Annotated in this window: 12 protein-coding genes, 2 tRNA genes and 2 rRNA genes (1 of these 16 cut by a window edge); 9 read left to right on the forward strand and 7 right to left on the reverse strand. The window is 37.5% G+C overall.

Annotation, left to right across the window (positions count from 1 at the left end; genetic code table 11):
* Positions 1 to 418, forward strand: a 23S ribosomal RNA gene (locus FLEMA_RS0103415) (it extends 2,403 nt beyond the left edge of the window).
* A gap of 121 nt (positions 419 to 539) precedes the next feature.
* Positions 540 to 651, forward strand: a 5S ribosomal RNA gene (rrf, locus tag FLEMA_RS0103420).
* A gap of 110 nt (positions 652 to 761) precedes the next feature.
* Here rrf and FLEMA_RS67360 read toward each other — a convergent pair.
* Entirely contained in the window at positions 762 to 1,766 is a 1,005-nt protein-coding gene (locus FLEMA_RS67360; RefSeq protein WP_044174265.1) for a helix-turn-helix transcriptional regulator, read from the reverse strand.
* Positions 1,767 to 1,895: 129 nt separating this feature from the next.
* Here FLEMA_RS67360 and FLEMA_RS0103430 point away from each other — a divergent pair, with 129 nt between their 5' ends.
* Complete coding sequence (locus FLEMA_RS0103430) at positions 1,896 to 3,416, forward strand: TROVE domain-containing protein (RefSeq protein ID WP_026994252.1); 1,521 nt, start codon at positions 1,896 to 1,898, stop codon at positions 3,414 to 3,416.
* Positions 3,417 to 3,876: 460 nt separating this feature from the next.
* Entirely contained in the window at positions 3,877 to 5,406 is a 1,530-nt protein-coding gene (locus FLEMA_RS0103435) for an RtcB family protein (RefSeq protein WP_026994253.1), read from the forward strand.
* A gap of 320 nt (positions 5,407 to 5,726) precedes the next feature.
* Here the strand turns inward: FLEMA_RS0103435 and FLEMA_RS0103440 are convergent, their stop codons facing one another.
* Together FLEMA_RS0103440 and FLEMA_RS0103445 are read right to left on the reverse strand one after the other, a co-directional pair.
* Positions 5,727 to 7,913: a xanthine dehydrogenase family protein molybdopterin-binding subunit gene (locus tag FLEMA_RS0103440; protein ID WP_026994254.1), complete on the reverse strand. Its 2,187-nt coding sequence runs from the start codon at positions 7,911 to 7,913 to the stop codon at positions 5,727 to 5,729.
* A 3-nt stretch (positions 7,914 to 7,916) separates the two neighbouring features.
* Positions 7,917 to 8,384, reverse strand: a complete 468-nt coding sequence (locus FLEMA_RS0103445; protein ID WP_026994255.1) for a (2Fe-2S)-binding protein — start codon at positions 8,382 to 8,384, stop codon at positions 7,917 to 7,919.
* Between the two features lie 233 nt (positions 8,385 to 8,617).
* Between FLEMA_RS0103445 and FLEMA_RS0103450 the strand changes: the two genes are divergently transcribed.
* Entirely contained in the window at positions 8,618 to 9,061 is a 444-nt protein-coding gene (locus FLEMA_RS0103450; RefSeq protein WP_026994256.1) for a thioredoxin family protein, read from the forward strand.
* Positions 9,062 to 9,131: 70 nt separating this feature from the next.
* On the opposite strand, the gene FLEMA_RS0103455 is transcribed toward FLEMA_RS0103450, so the two are convergent.
* Positions 9,132 to 9,968, reverse strand: coding sequence for a TerC family protein (locus tag FLEMA_RS0103455; RefSeq protein ID WP_026994257.1), 837 nt, complete (start codon positions 9,966 to 9,968; stop codon positions 9,132 to 9,134).
* A gap of 424 nt (positions 9,969 to 10,392) precedes the next feature.
* Here FLEMA_RS0103455 and FLEMA_RS0103460 point away from each other — a divergent pair.
* The 3 genes from FLEMA_RS0103460 to FLEMA_RS67370 all read left to right on the forward strand — a co-directional run bounded on the left by FLEMA_RS0103460 (position 10,393) and on the right by FLEMA_RS67370 (position 11,827).
* Positions 10,393 to 10,470, forward strand: a tRNA-Val gene (locus FLEMA_RS0103460).
* A gap of 16 nt (positions 10,471 to 10,486) precedes the next feature.
* Positions 10,487 to 10,564, forward strand: a tRNA-Val gene (locus tag FLEMA_RS0103465).
* A gap of 513 nt (positions 10,565 to 11,077) precedes the next feature.
* Positions 11,078 to 11,827: an NUDIX hydrolase gene (locus FLEMA_RS67370; protein ID WP_044170727.1), complete on the forward strand. Its 750-nt coding sequence runs from the start codon at positions 11,078 to 11,080 to the stop codon at positions 11,825 to 11,827.
* 34 nt (positions 11,828 to 11,861) lie between these two features.
* Here FLEMA_RS67370 and FLEMA_RS0103475 read toward each other — a convergent pair whose 3' ends face one another.
* From FLEMA_RS0103475 to rsfS, 3 genes are all read right to left on the reverse strand, one after another.
* Positions 11,862 to 12,668, reverse strand: coding sequence for a UDP-2,3-diacylglucosamine diphosphatase (locus FLEMA_RS0103475; protein WP_044170730.1), 807 nt, complete (start codon positions 12,666 to 12,668; stop codon positions 11,862 to 11,864).
* Between the two features lie 153 nt (positions 12,669 to 12,821).
* Complete coding sequence (ftsH, locus tag FLEMA_RS0103480) at positions 12,822 to 14,900, reverse strand: ATP-dependent zinc metalloprotease FtsH (protein WP_026994259.1); 2,079 nt, start codon at positions 14,898 to 14,900, stop codon at positions 12,822 to 12,824.
* Between the two features lie 229 nt (positions 14,901 to 15,129).
* On the reverse strand, positions 15,130 to 15,516 hold the full coding sequence (gene rsfS, locus FLEMA_RS0103485) for a ribosome silencing factor (RefSeq protein ID WP_044170732.1): 387 nt from the start codon (positions 15,514 to 15,516) through the stop codon (positions 15,130 to 15,132).
* 126 nt (positions 15,517 to 15,642) lie between these two features.
* On the opposite strand from rsfS, the gene FLEMA_RS0103490 reads away from it, so the two are divergent.
* The gene (locus tag FLEMA_RS0103490) at positions 15,643 to 16,407 is read left to right on the forward strand and encodes a biotin--[acetyl-CoA-carboxylase] ligase (protein ID WP_026994261.1); all 765 of its coding nucleotides are present in this window, start codon (positions 15,643 to 15,645) and stop codon (positions 16,405 to 16,407) included.
* Positions 16,408 to 16,574: the final 167 nt, after the last annotated feature.

Raw genomic sequence — 16,574 nt, forward strand, 5'->3', positions numbered from 1 at the left:
AGAGCTCACATCGACGGGGAGGTTTGGCACCTCGATGTCGGCTCGTCACATCCTGGGGCTGGAGAAGGTCCCAAGGGTTCGGCTGTTCGCCGATTAAAGTGGCACGCGAGCTGGGTTCAGAACGTCGTGAGACAGTTCGGTCCCTATCTGTTGTGGGCGTAGGAATATTGACAGGTTCTGACTTTAGTACGAGAGGACCGAGTTGGACTGACCGCTGGTGTATCAGTTGTTCTGCCAAGGGCATTGCTGAGTAGCTACGTCGGGACCAGATAAGCGCTGAAAGCATCTAAGTGCGAAACTGACCTGAAGATGAGTATTCCAAATAAGGGCCGTTGTAGATGACAACGTTGATAGGTTGTAGATGTAAAGGTAGAGATACCAAAGTCAAGCAATACTAATTACCCAAAAGCTTGTATCAACTGTACTAACTATTTAGTTCTTACTTGTTCAACATCTTTCACGATATGCGAACCTCAAGATATTAGAGGGTTTATATGAGGCTAGAGTCTGATATAATTAACAATACCCTCAACAGGCATTATGGAGCCGATAGGACTGGTGTTCACCTCTTCCCATCTCGAACAGAGCAGTTAAGCCCAGTACCGTTGATGATACTGCAATCACATGCGGGAAAGTAAATAAGCTCCAAATATATAACAAAGTGAAGGCTACCTGAAAGGGTAGCCTTTTTTGTTGTATGATGGAATAGGATTATTATCAATATCAAAGTGTACTTCGGTATGTAATATTTAGTACAAATCTTAGTAATATTTGCAGGCATTGCTGAGTCGCTTAGAAATAGTTCGGCGGAGTCTGATTGGTGATAATACTTCTACGCCATCACCAAAGCCTAAAATTTCTTTCTCTAGCTCAAAATTGATTTGTAATGCTAATTCAATGGTGAGTCCTCTTTCATTTTCCTCGATAACTTTTTGTGAATGATGTAAAGGTTTCGTAATTACATAAGGGGCATGCAAAGGGGTAAACTTTAATACTATTTGTTGTGGACGAAGATTATTTACAGTAACTCCAATGGTATTTTTATAGTATTCTTCTTGAACAATGATATCATTTGGTAGGTAAGTAATGTCTTCAGAGACGTGAACTTCTTGTATTCTGTCCAAAGCAAGGTGTAAAATTCCTTCTTGTTCCTTCCTTTTTCCTACTAGAAACCAACGGTTTTTAAATTCTTTTAACCACCATCCGTGAAATACAAAAACTCCCTCTTGCCGTGCTTTGAATGATTTGTAAGTTATGATAAGTGCTTTTTTAGCTAAAATGGCATGATAAAGATAGTCTAAATAGGAAAGTCCCTTCAAATTCTCATTTTTTTCAAAATCAATAATAGAACTTCGTTTTTCTTGTGCACTGTAAACGTGTTCTTCTAGCTTATTGACTACCTCGCTCAATTGATCAAAATGTGAAAAACCTTTGAATTGCTTTAATAATGATAACGCCTCATTCATTTGAATAAGGTCTGTTTGGGTAATTGGTGATTTTGTAATGCTAAAATTAGGGTCAGCATAGGTATAATATTTTTTATCAACAACGATTATCGGTGCTTCATATCCTAATTTGTCACTGCGCATGACTTGAATATCTGCTTGAATGGTACGCAAGCTGATTCCTTTATCTATTCCTTCATACTCATAGAGTGCATCAGATACCTTTTCTATTAAATCATCTAAAGTCCATTTTCGCTGACGATTCTGTAAACAAGCATCGATTGTTTTGTAGCGAATGAGAGCATTTCTATTGGTTGGCATATTTAAAGCACACTTTTTATAAGTTTTTGAAATATTTTTTACAAAAAAGTAAAAATAAATACATCTACGCAAAAAGACTGCGTAGATGCACTGCAAATTTGTATTAGAAATTTAAAACAACCTAATGTCATGAAATTCAATTTCTTAAAGAAGACCAATACTATTCTCAAAAATTATGAAGGAGCACCTTCTTATAAGTTGAGTCCAGAAATGGAATTATATAGTGCTACGGTGACAAGCCTGCTTCATGACAGTTTCTATGAAAAAGCAGAAGAAAGATTAATACGCCTACAGCAATTGATTGAAAAAGTGTCACCAGAATATTGTGCTAAACTGGCAGTGTATGCTCGCCGTTCTATGAATTTGCGTTCTGTGCCAATTGTGCTTTCGGTAGAGTTAGCCAAAAAAGCGGATGCAGGAGCTTGGGTTGGAAAAGCTATTGAGCAAATAGTTTTGCGACCAGATGAGATCACTGAGACTCTGGCTTATTATCAGCAAACCAACAAAAGGACAGGAACAAAGCGACTCAATCGACTTTCAAAACAGATTCAAAAAGGTTTGGCAAAAGCATTTAATCGTTTTGATGAATACCAGTTTGCCAAGTATAATCAAAATACGGAGGTAAAATTAAGAGATGCCTTGTTTTTGGTACATCCGAAACCTAAGGACTTAGCTCAACAAGTCGTTTTTGATAAAATTACTCAAAATACCTTGTCTACGCCATATACTTGGGAGACAGAACTTTCTGCACTTGGACAGCTTCATTTTGGAAGTGAAAAGGCAAAAAATAAAGCCTTCAGAGCTAAATGGGAAGAGCTGATTCTGAGCAAGAAAGTAGGGTATATGGCCTTGCTGAGAAATCTTAGAAATATGCTGGAATGTAATATCTCAGATGAATGTTTGGATATGGTTTTATCTTATTTATCTGAAGAAAATGCCGTCAGAACTGCCAAACAGCTACCTTTTCGATATTGGTCTGCCTATCGAGAATTGAGTAATATAACCGATGGTAGAGTGACTAGGGTTATTGATGCTTTAGAAAAAGCGATGCTATTAAGCGCTCAAAACATCAAGGGTTTTGATAACGATACCAAAGTTGTTTTGGCTTGTGATGTGTCAGGCTCGATGCAACAAAGATTATCTGCAAAAAGTAGTCTGATGTATTATGATATAGGTTTGCTATTGGCGATGCTCTTGCAAAGCCGTTGTAAAAATGTAGTTACGGGGATGTTTGGAGATGCTTGGAAAGTGATACAAATGCCTAGTAAAAGTATTTTATCGAATGTAGCAGCATTTCATCGACGTGAAGGAGAGGTGGGATATTCAACAAATGCACATTTGGTGATTGAAGATTTGTTAAAGCGTGAATATCAAGCTGATAAAGTGATGATTTTTACGGATACGCAGTTATGGAATAGCCAAAATAGAGATGCGAACAGCATTAAAACGGCTTGGCAAAACTATAAAAGGAAATTTCCGAAAGCAACATTATATCTTTTTGATTTAGCTGGTTATGGTCAAAGTCCCATGAGAGTAGAATCAGGAGATGTGTATTTGTTGGCGGGCTGGTCAGATAAAATTTTTGAAGTACTCGATGCCCTAGAAAATGGACAAGGTATTGTAGATTTTATTCAAGGAATAGATTTGTAAAGTACCTATGTGTTAAGTTCTAAGCATAAGGCTATCATATTGAAGATTTTGTAAAATGCCGTAAGGTTAAGATACTTCGCAGCCAATATAGGGGAGGAATGGCGTGATTGAGTAATACAATGAGGTCATCTGGTTCGACTCCAGCAATGCAATGCCCCGTTCTCGACCTGCCTATTGCTTTTACAAAAAAACCAGAGTGCCGTAAAAGAGCGATACTTCGAATGTAATCGACTCCTTTTATCATCGCTCTTTGCTCATTGCCTCTGGTTTTTTAAGATTTTAAAGAGTGTCGTAAAAAAGCGTTACTTCGGCTGATTGGGTCGTAGGTTCGATTCCTACCTGTCTTGTACAGTAGCTCAGCGGTAGAGCAAATTATTAATGTCGCTTTTTGCATGTTACCTCTTTATTTCCCTTTAAATAGTTCTACATCTTTTAAAACAATTATACAAATTCTAAAAAAATGGAAACAGTAATCATTACCCAAGAAGACTTACAACAATTGGGTGTACATCATGAAGAAGCCTACCCAAAATTCTTGAGGGTAGCCAATGGTTTGTTAAATAATGGGGTTTATCCCAAGTCTCATATATTGTTATTGTTTGCTCAAATGATAGATTCGCCAAAGAAGTTTAGTTTTTCCAAAAACAAATTGACCAATTTGGCGCTCTATACCAAACATTTGAAAGAGATAGGTCAAGAGCTTGTTTTATCAGAATATGGACAATCCTTGTTGGAGGCAGAAAAAAACAAACCTAAATATGAATTACCTAAAACGGGTCGTCAGTCAGAAAACTATTTTGACTTAAGAGAAGAAACATTATCCTACCGAATTTACGGAGGAAATTACATAGAGCAAGGCGCCTTGGACCAAATGCAAACAGCGATGAAATTGCCTATTTCGGTAGCTGGAGCACTGATGCCCGACGCCCATCAAGGATATGGATTACCTATTGGCGGGGTTTTGGCAACGACAGCAAATACCGTGATTCCGTATGCTGTAGGCGTGGATATAGCCTGCCGTATGTGTATGAGCGTATTTGATTTACCTGTGTCGATGATTCAACGAGAAGATAAATTGTTGAAAAAAATGCTTGAAAACCATAGCTTCTTTGGGATGGGTTCAGAGTCGAAGCAGAAATATGATGATACACTTTTTGACCGCTCGGAATGGACTGCAACAAAGTTAATTCGAGACTTAAAAGATAAAGCTTATCGACAATTAGGAACCTCAGGAACGGGTAATCATTTTGTTGAATGGGGTGTTTTAGAGGTTTTAGAGCAAGACGAATTAATGGATTTGCCCGTAGGAAAATACCTTACTTTGTTGTCACATTCGGGGTCAAGAGGATTTGGTGGTGCTATTGCCAATCACTATTCAAGAATAGCTATGGAAAAAACTAGGCTTCCTAAGGAGGCGAAACATTTGGCATGGCTAGATATGAATAGCGAAGAAGGGCAAGAATATTGGTTATCTATGAATTTAGCAGGAGACTATGCCTCAGCCAATCACCATGAGATTCATCATAAAATTGCTGCTGCCCTGAACCAAACGCCATTAAAGCGAATCGAGAATCACCATAATTTTGCGTGGGAAGAGCGTCTTGCTGATGGAACTCCAGTAATTGTGCATCGAAAAGGAGCCACGCCCGCTGGTAGCCAAGATTTAGGGATTATTCCTGCCTCGATGACTCAGCCTGGCTATGTGATTCGAGGGAAAGGTACACCAGAGGGATTAAATTCTGCTTCGCATGGCGCAGGTCGTAAAATGTCTCGTACCAAAGCTTTAGGAACGATTACTAAAGATGATTTGAAAGAAGCTTTATCAAAAGCTCAGGTTCAATTGATTGGGGCCGATCTTGATGAAGCACCACAAGCCTACAAAAATATTGCTAAAGTAATGGCTGCCCAAGAAGAGCTTGTTACCGTTTTAGCCCAATTTTCGCCTAAAATCGTACGTATGGCCGATGGTAAAGAAAAGGCTGAAGATTAGACATTTTATAAGAAACATGAGTCGTCCCTAATTTGGTGAATTGTGATTGAGCGAATGAGTGATTATTGTTGAACATGATTTTCTCCAGTAGATTTGCATCTAAAGATGAGTTATTCAGACATTGAACATGAAAGCGAGTTATTACGCCTTTTTGATTAATAGTCAATAAAAGCCTACCATTTGTGTGCTTTTTTCCAAATAGAGTGTAACTCAAGTCGCACCCTATTTGGAAAAAAGCACGATGGTTTACCTCGTGAATCCCAACGAACACCAATAGGAGGTTAAAATTCGAGATGACTCATGTTGCTTAGGCAAAATTCTTAACTACGAGTTTGCTTTATCCTATTATATTCCTTTTGTAAAGGCATTCGATTCAATCGTATACCTGTTAATTTGGCTGCAGCATTGGCAATGGCCGCACCAATTGGCCCAATAGGAGGCTCGCCTACGCCACGAGGAGTATCGCCCGTAGAAACAATTTCTATGATTATTTCTGGTGCATCTTTTAATTGAGCCATCTGATAAGAAAGGTACTGATTAGGCATCACCTTACTATTTTCTATTTGTATTTCCTCGTACATACTTGCACTAAGCCCCATCATGATAGCCCCTTCGCACTGAGCTTTTATACCATCTGGATTAATCACTAAACCTGCATCGAGGGCACAGTATACCTTTACTACTTTTATTTGCTCATTTTCAAGCTTTATTTCTACTACCTGAGCTACAGGAGTATTTACGTCTGTAGAACAGGCTATTCCCAAAGCATGGCCTTGGGGTAAGAGTGGATTTTTCCATTCCGCCATTTTTTCTACGGCTTTTAGTACCCCTTTGAGTCTTGTGCCTCGTTCATCGTCGGCAATATGGGCTATTCTAAAGGCTATTGGGTCGATATGACTCTTGAAGGCTAGCTCATCGATAAAAGATTCTATGGCAAATGAATTAGCCAATAAACCTAAGCCTCGCCACCAACTTGTGGCAAAAGGTAATTGACATCGCCAAGAGACTGTTTGAAAATTAGGAATTCTTTCATACTGAAGCATACCACCACGCCATGCCCCAAAATCCGCGCCCAAGATAGGAGCTGCAAAGCTTGGCACAAGCGACGACCCAAATGCTACATCGCCACTAGATGTATTATGCTCTAAAGCTATAATTCTGCCATTTTGTAGCTTGGCTTTTAAAACATGATGGGTTGGTGGTCGTAAATAGCTATTTTGAAACTCTTCTTCTCGCTCAAACAATACCTGAACGGGTTGTTCAACAGCTCTGGAGAGTATCACTGCTTCGGCCGCATGCGGTGTATACAGCCTTCGGCCAAACCCTCCACCCAAAAAAGTAGGCTGTATGTCAATATCTTCTTCGGCAATCCCTGTAGCTTTGGCCACCTCGCTGCGGGTCAATAAAACAGACTGTGTACTCATTTTGAGCGTCACTTTACCATCCTGATACAATGCTGTAGCTCCATTGGGTTCCATCTGAGCATGAGCTCCCATTGGAGAGTGATATTCGGCAGTATAAATATCGGTATCTTGCCAAAATGATTCTGTATCGCCCGAAGACTGAATAAGCGTTGGCGTTCCTTTTCCAACCTGAACTGTGGCTAGAATATCCTGCTGTTGTACGGGCTTTTCGGGTTGTGTCCATGTTACTTTCAGTTTTTGTTTGGCTTCCAAAGCTTGATACCGTGATAAGGCTACTATTCCGACAAAGTTTTTTTCTACGAATACTTTCTTTACGCCTGTTGATTGTTCTGCCAATGTGGTATCTATTGACACAATCGTTACGTCAAATTGTGGTGGCCGTAAAACAGTAGCAAAAAGCATATTCGGAAAAGAAGCATCAATACCAAAAATAGGTTCAGCCTTTATTTTGGCTATTAAGTCGACTCTAGGCAAGGCTTTTCCGATAATTTTAAAATCTGTATTTTTCTTTAAAACAGGTTCTGTGTCGGGTATTATCCACGTTGGAGTCTGGGCAACAATTTCGCCGTAGGTTAGCTTTTTTGTTTGATAGCTCACAATACTATTTTGGGTTATCAAGCTGTCGGGCGATACATTCCATATCTTAGCAGCTTGTAATTTTATCATTTCCCGCATATTGGCTGCCAAGGTACGTAAAGCCATATACATACTCGAAACCGAGTCGCTACCACCTGTAGTATTAGGGTCGTTTGGGCCACGTTTTGTAGTACTATGCACCACTTGTATGTGCTGAATGTCGGCATCAAGCTCTTCTGCTACAATTTGAGCCAAAGCCATAAAAATTCCTTGTCCCATTTCTACTTTGGGCGAATAAATGGTGAGTTGATTATTGGCCAAAATTTCGAACCATAAAGTAGGTTCGTCGTTGGTGCTAAAAGTTCTTAATACGCCTTTATCGGCCTGTTCTGCAAACTTACGTCTTACAAAGCTTTTGCCAATGATACCAAGCCCCAAAGCTAATCCAATACCTATTCCTGATTTAACAAGAAAGTTTCGTCTCGAAAATGTCCATTGAGTAGCCATATTTCAGTCTTTTTTATGAGCTATTTCTGCTGCTCTATGAATGGCCTTTCTTATTCTATAATATGTTCCACATCTACAAATATTAGTAATATATTCATCTATTTGTTGATTGGTTGGCTTAGGGTATTCCTGCAATAACTTTACGGTAGCCATCATAAATCCAGGTTGACAATAACCACATTGAGGTACAATTTCTTCGAGCCATGCCTGTTGAACAGGATGAAGTTGCTCGGCCTCGCCAATACCTTCGATAGTTGTTATTTGCTTGTTTTGAACCAAATTGGCAGGATACGAGCATGAACGTACAGCTTCATTGTTGACAAGAACGGTACATGATCCACAAAGACCTTTCCCACAACCATATTTTGTACCTTTCAAATTCAGTATATCACGAATTATCCATAACAAAGGCATGCCTTCGGGAACTTCAATAGCTTGTTTTTTACGATTTAATTCAAACGTTAATTTCATTAGATTAGCAGTTTGTAAGCTATAAATTCACTATTGTGATTTTGATAATAAATAGTAATGTTCTAATATAAGCAAAATATGTCACTTTATTGAGGAATAAATAGCAGGGGCTCAGGTAGGCAAAAGTAGTAATTTGTCTAAGCCCTACATTTGTTTAGATAAATATCTTGCACCAGAAACTAAAATCATAGAACTTCACGTTAAGAAAACAAACCATTTAATCTTCCAAACAAATGCTTAAATCAAAATTATTCGCACTGATATTGACGTTGTTGACTATCAACGCTTTTGCCAGTAAAAATCCCAACAAAAAAGACGAAGGAACTACAGGTATTCAATTTTTTCATGGAACATTCAAGGAAGCTTTAGCCAAAGCTAAAAAAGAAAAGAAATTAGTATTGATGGATTGCTATACTACTTGGTGTGGGCCATGTAAATATTTAAAAACCAAAGTGTTTACAGATAAAGCTTTAGGTGACTATATCAACCAAAAGTTTATTAGTATTGCTGTTGATTATGAAAATGGTGAAGGCCCTGGGGTAGCTCAAATGTATCCAGTAGAAGGCTATCCAACTTTATATTTCTTGGATGGTGCTGGCAAAGTAAAGAAAACAATTTTAGGTGTACCTCAAGGTGGAGCAAAAGAGATTTTACAAACAGCTCAGAAACTCAAATAATACGTAATTAAGACAAAAAGCCCGTACATCTACGATGTACGGGCTTTTTGTCTTAATTATCAGTCAATATTTAAGATGTTTGTTGTTCGTCGTCCAATAAACCTTCCTTTTTAGCCTGAGCTTTGTAGTCGTGAAGTTGTACAGGTTTTGCTTTATCGCTTTTCATATTCAAAAACTCAACCAACAACGAGAAGGCAATAGCGAAGTACAAATAGCCTTTTGGCACAGTTCCTATATGCGAATCGAAAATAGCAACCTCCGAGTTATGAGCACTTTCGGCAATCAACATAAAGCCAATCATAATCAAGAATGCCAAGCCCAACATTTGAATAGATGGGTGTTCGTTGACAAACTTACCCACTGGCCCTGAAAAGCCCATCATAATCAAAATAGAAAATATCACCGACATAATCATAACAGGCAAGTTATGCGTTAAACCAATTGCTGTCAAAATTGAGTCTATCGAGAATACAATATTGATTAACGCAATTTGCAAAACTACGGCTGTCAACTTATCGGCAGCACTTCCTTTAGGACGTTCTACGTGATCGTCTTGTGGGTCGCCTTCTAGCTTATGATGGATTTCGGAGGTAGCCTTATAAAGTAAGAACAGCCCCCCAATAAATAAAATCAAACTTTGACCCGAAATACCAGCTTTAAACCAGCCCCAGTCAATATGTACAAAAGGCTCTTGTAAAGAAATAATAAATGACAAGCCAAATAGTAATATTACACGAAATAACATGGCTAGCAACAAACCAATATTACGAGCTTTGGCTTGGTCTTTCAATGCCAATTTGTTAGCGGCAATTGATATAAAGATAATGTTGTCAATTCCGAGTACAATTTCAAGGAATGTAAGGGTGATTAAACTAATAATAGCATCGGGGCTAAATAAGGCTTGTATCATTTTTAGACTTTGGTTTAAGAAATATTAAATGTCTTTAAGATTTCTACAAATCTATTGGGTTTTGGGAATAAAAAAAATGTTCTTTTCCATAGAAGGTAACTTTTGATTACAAACTCTAGGTATTAAATGTCAGTTGGTAAATACATTTTCTAAAAATATCTGAGAATCCTAAAATATTATTTAGGTATTTGTTATTAAAAAATAAGCTTTGAGTATAAAAAAGCCCTCTGTGTGTGTTAAATCAATAATTAATCCTAAAAAAAAAATTATTTTTTTTAGGATTTAACTTACTGATAACAAAATAATTAAAGACTATTTGATGTTTTTTGTTATTTTTTTTTGCTAGAAAAGCTTGCAAGTTAAAATTAAAGGGTGTAATTTTGCACCACGTTAAACGAAACGGAAATAACAAAAACAAATTGGTTTCATAGCTCAGCTGGTTCAGAGCACCTGCCTTACAAGCAGGGGGTCCTAGGTTCGAATCCTAGTGGGACCACCAATTTTATTGACACAATGGTTTCATAGCTCAGCTGGTTCAGAGCACCTGCCTTACAAGCAGGGGGTCCTAGGTTCGAATCCTAGTGGGACCACCAAAAGCCCTCTTACGAAAGTTTGATGGCTTTTTTGTTTTTGCATTTTTCCTAGTTGGCTTTTCTGCACAGCCAAGTATTTAACATAAAAAACTCATATTAATTTGGTGTTCTTTTGAATAATAGTACAAAACCAGTTTGATTTTTATGAGCCTGTTTAAGTGTATTTCAAGTTAGTATCATTGAATAAGTTAGAAATACCAGAAATACTTCTTGAACTCATGATTTTAAAAATAAAAGGAATCACTAAACTCTTTTAAAGCTTAGTATTTATAATAATTAATTGCCTATTAGTTGGCGAAATATAAAAACGCCTTAGAATGTCCCATTTGAAGGCCTTCGATACTTTCCTGTCAATGTACTTTTATGTCCTCTCAATCGCCTTAAAAGCTTTTAAACGAGCTATTTTGAGGGCTATTCCTTATTAAAGCCATATCTTTCCTCAATCCTCAATACCAGTATAATGGTTTTCTTCGTAATTTTGCTATATTCTTTTGTTTACCATATATCAATTCAATGAATAATAATCCTTACGAATTAAATCCCCAAGTACAAGACCAAGATTATATTCAACAATTATCAGTAGATTGTGTCATTTTTGGCTTTCACCAAAATCAACTCAAAGTATTAGTATCACGATTTAAGAATACTGATTTGTGGGGACTTTTGGGAGGGTATGTTAGGCAACAAGAGAATATCGATGATGCCGCCAAACGGATTTTATATGATACTACACGACTTGAAGGGATTTATTTAGAACAATATCATACTTTTGGAGAATACGACCGTACCAGTAATGAGCAACTTCAGCTTATTCTGCAAAAAAATCAAATATCCATCGAAGATTCTCATTGGATGTTGCGTCGTTTTGTTTCTATTGGGTATTATGCTCTCGTTGATTTTTCGCAGGTACAGCCTAGTCCTGGGTTTTTGTGTGATATCTGCGAGTGGTATGACCTACAACAGCTTCCTACGTTGGTACTAGACCATGAAATAATGATTCGGAAAGCTTTGGCATGTCTGCAAGGTGGTTTAGATCAAAAACTTGTTGGTTTTAGCTTATTACCCGAAACATTTACGATGGCCGAACTCAAAATCCTTTATGAAACTATATTGGCGAAGAAAATCAGAATGAATAATTTTCAGCGGAAAATATTAGATCTCAATATTCTTGAACGCATAGAAAAAAAATATACAGGTGCTGCCCATAAAGCTCCATATCTATATCGTATCGCTCAAAGAGATAAAATTATTGATAGTGTTTAGGGTAAAACAACTTGATAGAATTTGGATAGTCTATTTATGGTTTCTCTAAAAAACGTTCAATGTTTATTTTTTTACCATCCCAAACAGCATAATGATAACTCGTTTCTTCGTTGTCATAGCACCATTCCCCCAAATTAATATACCTACTTTGAGTACCTACCTCCAAGTCTAACAAAAGGTGTCTATGCCCAAAAATATAAAAATCATGGTGTTTTTTAGCCTCTTCTGCTATTGCATGGTTGAGCAACCACTCGCTATTACCTTTAAATACCAATTCTCGTTTGATTCTTTCAGGGTCTTTTCGGCTTCCCGACCACCAATGTGCCAAGGTAATACCAATGTGTGGGTGTAACCAACTAAAAGCCCATTGGCATAGCTTATTTTCAAAGACTTTCTTCAGTACTTTATAGCCATTATCGCCAGGGCCCAATCCATCGCCGTGAGCAATATATAATTGCATGGGTAATGTTTTTTCGGGGTAATAAATAGCGTACTCTTGTGGGTCTCGGTATACCTTTATGCCCATTTCTTTGGTGAAATAGTCAAAAATCCAGATGTCGTGATTGCCTGTAAATAAAATAATTTCGATGCCATTATCAGATAGTTCGGCTAGTTTGCCCTGAAGTCTAATAAAACCTTTAGGAATTACATTTTTGTATTCAAACCAAAAATCAAATATATCACCAACCAAAAAAATAACTTGTGCATCATTTTGGATGCTATCAAGCCAGCGAACCATTTTACGTTCTCTTATCAAACTTTCTTCATGAGAGGGGTATCCAAGGTGAAAATCGGAGGCAAAATATATTTTTTTATGGGGTTGGAGTTGAATCTGAATCATTCTATGAATTGTAAAACAGCGATGAAATGATATGTTTATGAGTTTGGGTTAAAGCACGAAGATAAAAGAAAAGTAGCTAAATTATGACAAAGCACTTACAAAAAAAGCCCTTCATCTTGTTAGATAAAGGGCTTTTTTTGTACAGATAAGCTACTATTTAGATGCTTCAGGTGTTTCGGTTTCTACCGATTCAGCTTGAGACTCTTCATTAGCTTTTTGTTCTTTTTCAAGTTCTAGTGCTTTTTCTTTTTCCTCTTCACCTTTGATAAACTCTTGGTAAGTAGTCAATTGAGCAAAAGGACGCTCACCTACCAATCTTTCTAAGTCACTTTGGAATAACACTTCTTTTTTCAAAAGCTCTTGAGCCAAGATTTCTAACTTATCACGTTTTTCTGTTAATAAATCTTTGGTACGTTGATAAGCATTTTGAATAATTGCTCTTACTTCTTCATCAATCTCACGTGCTGTTGTTTCAGAATAAGGCTTATTAAAGTTATACTCCGAACCTTTTGAATCATAATAAGAGATATTACCTAATTTTTCGTTCATACCATAGATTGTTACCATGCTATATGCCAATTTGGTAATTCTTTCTAAGTCGTTTTGAGCACCAGTCGAAATTTTACCAAAAATAATGTCTTCAGCCGCACGACCACCCAAGGTAACACACATTTCGTCTATTAACTGTTCGGTACGGTACAAGAATTGTTCTTTCGGCAAATATTGAGCATAACCCAAAGCCGCAATACCACGAGGAACAATGGTTACTTTTACCAACGGATTGGCGTGTTCTAAGAACCATCCTGCAATAGCGTGACCTGCTTCGTGATAAGCAACAATTTTCTTTTCTTCAGGCGAAATCAATTTATTTTTCTTTTCCAAACCACCGATTACTCTGTCCATCGCTTCTTGAAAATCTTTCATATCAACCGCAGTTTTTCCACGACGAGCTGCAATCAAAGCTGCTTCGTTACAAACGTTGGCAATTTCAGCTCCAGCAAATCCTGGCGTTTGAGCCGAAAGTTCTTTCGGGTCAACATCCGAAGACAACTTCAAAGGTTTTAAGTGTACTTTGAAAATTGCTTCACGGCCAACAATATCGGGCTTGTCTACCGAAATCTGACGGTCAAAACGACCTGGACGTAGCAACGCTGAGTCTAGTACATCTGGGCGGTTGGTGGCAGCCATGATAATAATACCAGAGTCGGTAGCAAAACCATCCATTTCAACCAACAACGAGTTCAAGGTATTTTCACGCTCATCGTTTGCCCCAGGCATAGCACCTCGGCCACGCGAGCGACCTACTGCATCAATCTCATCAATAAAGATAATACAAGGTGCTTTTTCTTTGGCTTGTTTAAACAAGTCACGAACACGAGCAGCACCTACACCAACAAACATTTCAACAAAGTCTGAGCCAGACAACGAGAAGAACGGTACACCCGCTTCGCCTGCAACAGCTTTGGCCAATAAGGTTTTACCTGTACCCGGAGGGCCTACTAATAATGCACCTTTTGGAATTTTACCTCCCAAATCAGTAAATTTCTTAGGATTCTTCAAAAACTCTACAATTTCTTGTATTTCCTCTTTGGCCTCGTCTAAGCCAGCAACATCGTTGAAGGTAATTTTCACTTTTGCTTCGCCATCGAACAAAGTAGCACGAGAGCGGCCAATATTGAAAATTTGTCCTCCAGGACCACCAGCACCCCCCATTCTAAAGAACATGAAGTAAATACCAACAAACATCAAAATTAACAATCCGGGTCCCATCAAGAAATCAAAAATCCCCGTTCGTTCGTCAGAGGTTGCATGAATTCTTTGTTCGCGAGGAATATCCTTTTGTAAGTCATTCAGTTCTGTTTCAAAAGAGAAAGCCGAATTGATAGGAAGCTCAAAATGAGGGCCTGTACCTTGTGTCATTACCGAACCTTGTTGGTCATTGAGCTCGGCTTTATATTTGGGTAATGCTTCTTTTTTAAGCGTAATCTCTACAATATCTTTGTTTTTGATTATGGTTAATTTTGAAATTTCATGATTCAAAACCATTTGTTCAAATTGCAGAGGCTCTATGCTTTTAAGCACACGAGTTTTACTGAGAAAGTAAATGCTAACCAAAGCAATAATTAAAGCAACTACTAACCATCCTTGGAATCCACCGCTAGGTACGTTGGGGCGACGAGATTGTTTCGGGAAGTCCTGCTGTCTGTTATCTCCGCTATTATTTTCTGCCATTGTTTTTAAAATTACACTTTAAATTCATAATGCTGGTTCTGGATTCTGATACTTTAGATGTAGCCTACCTTACTTTACTTTTAAAGTTATATAAACAGGTTTGGTTTCATCGAAAATCCAGAATTTTACCACTCTTAACTAAACAACATCTTGTAAACGTACTTTGTTTCTAAACAGATATATTCGTGAAAAGTGGTAAATTGATTTTATAAGAGGTTTAAACTGGTGCCTAAGCGGCATCTTCGTCAATATAAGTAAAATCTGCATCGCCCCATAATTCTTCAAGTTTATAGAATTCTCTTCTATCTTTTTTGAATACGTGTACGATTACGTCATAATAATCCAATAAAATCCATTCACGATTGGTTTTACCTTCTACGCTTTTTGGATTGGTATGCGTTGCTTCCCATACTTCTTTATCTACCGAATCTGCAATGGCATCAATTTGTGTGTCGGATGTACCTGCACACACCACAAAAAAGTCGGCAAAGGCATTTTTTACTCCTCTCAAATCCATCACTACAATGTCTAATGCTTTTCTTTCTTGCATTCCTTTTACTACTAAACGACTAAGTTCTTCTGAACTTATTTCTTTTTCTGCTTTAATCTCTACCATGCTAAATTCTTTATATATTGTTCTCTTGTGGACTGAGCCTAGTATATTTGTACAACTTTTTTGTTGATAACCGATACGCTAGTGCCGTATATCTTCTATTTAGAAACCTAAAATTACAAAATAACCTTGTACAAAATTCAACCCAATACTTTATTTACTGGCAAAATTATTAAATATCTGCCAACTTGTCATTCTACTAACGACATTGCGGCTGAAATGATTCAATCTCAGGATGTTTTTGAGGGTACTATTGTGATTACCGACCATCAAACTGCTGGAAGAGGACAAAGAGGCAATACTTGGGAAGCCTCCAGTGCACAGAATTTGACTTTATCGATTATCTTAAAACCATCTTTTCTAAAAGCTAGCGAGCAATTTAAACTCAATGTAGCGATTTCTTTAGGTGTTTACGATTTTTTGAGTGAGTTTATCGATGAAGGTTTAAAAATTAAATGGTCGAATGATATTTATCATGAAAATAAAAAATTAGGGGGTATCCTTATCGAAAATACTTTACAGGGGTATCAAATCGGCTATTCTGTTGTAGGTATTGGTCTTAATATCAATCAATTACAGTTTACTGTTCCTACGGCTTCTTCTCTAAGAAAAGTAACGGAATCGCCTATTCCTTATGATTTGGACGCGGTGCTGGGAAAGTTGCTTGAGCAAATTGAAAAATATTATCTCCAAATTAAACAGGGCTATTACGAAACCCTCAAAATAAAATATTTGCACGTGCTGTTTCGCTACCAAGAATGGCACTATTTCAGAAAAGATGGTCAATTATTTTCTGGCCAAATTATTGGTATCGATGAAACAGGCAGGCTCGCTATAGAATCGGAAGATATGGTACATTATTTTGGTTTTAAGGAAGTCGAATTTGTAATTTAATAAAGTTATCTTCTTGGCGAAAATGAATCAAAACTCTGGAAAAATACATAACCAATAAGACAAGTCAAAAGACCTATCAGAATAATACGTACTACTGCTTGACTTTTCATTGGTTATGCTGGGGTTAAGTTGATGACCTGATATTTGTAATATTCTTTGAATTCTAT

The sequence above is a fragment of the Flectobacillus major DSM 103 genome (genome assembly GCF_000427405.1).
GTDB lineage: Bacteria > Bacteroidota > Bacteroidia > Cytophagales > Spirosomataceae > Flectobacillus > Flectobacillus major.